Genomic DNA, 1,558 nt, shown 5'->3' with positions numbered 1-1,558 from the left:
GAGGCCGCGCGCGCTCAGCCGCGTCATGGGGCGTCCTCCGTCATCGGCTCGGTCCCGTCCGCCGGTGGGCGCCGCGCGCCCCGATGCGGCGTCACGCCCGCCGCCGTTGCCGGATCAGCAGGACGGCAAGGTAGACCCCGCCGATGGCGCCGGTCGCCACCCCGACCGGGAGCTGGGTCGGGGCGAACAGTCGCTGGGCGACCAGGTCACCGACCGTCACCAGTGCCGCCCCCGCCAGCGCGGTCGAGACCAGCGGCGGCGCGGAGACCGCCGTGAGCCAGCGGGCCAGCGGCGGCGCGCTCAGCGCCACGAAGCCGACCGGCCCGGCGGCGGCCGTCGCGACCGCGGCCAACGCCGCCGCGACCGCGATCAGCGTGAGGCGGCAGCGTTCGACGCCCACCCCGAGCGCCTTGGCGGTGTCCGTCCCCAGCTCCAGGTAGGCCAGCCGGCGGCCGTGGTAGAGGCCGATCGGCGTCAGGATGACCAGGGCCAGGGCCAGCGGCCGGACCTGGGCCCAGCCGCGGCTGTCCAGGCTGCCGATCAGCCAGATCTGCGCGGCGACCGCGTCGGCCAGCGCCGCCCGGGTGATCAGATAGGAGTTGACCGCGTTGAGCAGCGCCGCGACCGCGATGCCGATCAGGACCAGCCGCGGCCCGGCCAGCCCGCGCCGGTAGGACAGCGTGTAGACCGCCGCGCCGGTCGCGGCCCCGCCGACCAACGCGCCCAGCGACGCCCCGGCGGCGTCCCCGCGCAGGACCAGCAGGACGATGATCGCCCCGGTGGCCGAGCCGGTGGTGAAGCCGAGGATGTCCGGGCTGCCCAGCACGTTGCCCGAGACGCTCTGGAAGATCGATCCGGACAGGGCCAGCGCGGCGCCGACCAGCAGCCCGGTCAGCAGGCGCGGTAGCCGCAGGGTGTTGACCACGAAGTCCGTGCCGCCGTCGCCGTGCCCGAGCAGGGCGCGGGCGACGTCACCCACCGGAATCGGGTAGTCCCCGGTGGTGAGCGTGGCGACGCCGACGGCCACGATCACCAGGGTGAAGCCGGCGCTCACCGCGACGGCGCGGGGAGAGATCCGGACGGACACCGCGTCGGCGCCGAACCGGGCCACCCGGGGACGCCGCGGCGGCGGGAGGGCGCCGGCGGCGGGACGGTCGACCGGGCCGGCCGGCGCGATGCCGGTCACGCCCGGCCCAGCCGCGCGCGGCGGCACAACGCGATGAACACCGGAGCTCCGGCAAAGGCCGTGATGATCCCCACCTGCAGCTCACCTGAAGCGATGATCACCCGTCCGACCAGGTCCGATCCGACCAGCAGGATCGGGGCCAGCATGGCGGAGTAGGGCAGGACCCAGCGGTTGTCCGGTCCGGCGATCACGCGGGCGGCGTGCGGCACGGCCAGGCCGACGAAGCTGATCGGCCCGGCGGCGGCGGTCCCCCCGCCGCAGAGCAGGACGACCGCGAGCACGCCCAGCATCCGGGCCCGGTGAAGGCGGACACCCAGGCCGCGGGCGGCCTCGTCACCCAGCGCGAGCGCGTTCAACGGGCGGGTAAGGGGG

General features: G+C 76.3%; 2 protein-coding genes. Both read right to left on the bottom strand.

What is annotated here, in order from left to right; all coding sequences use genetic code 11:
* Positions 1 to 91: 91 nt before the first annotated feature.
* The gene (locus tag ACY45C_RS07805; protein WP_462186959.1) at positions 92 to 1,177 is read right to left on the bottom strand and encodes a FecCD family ABC transporter permease; all 1,086 of its coding nucleotides are present in this window, start codon (positions 1,175 to 1,177) and stop codon (positions 92 to 94) included.
* A gap of 5 nt (positions 1,178 to 1,182) precedes the next feature.
* Positions 1,183 to 1,558, bottom strand: a 376-nt coding sequence (locus ACY45C_RS07800) for a FecCD family ABC transporter permease (RefSeq protein WP_462186955.1), incomplete at its 5' end; no start/stop codon positions are given.

Source organism: Frankia sp. CcWB2 (genome assembly GCF_977927585.1).
Note: the sequence above shows the minus strand (reverse complement) of the source record. Positions and strands in the feature narration are given on the sequence as shown.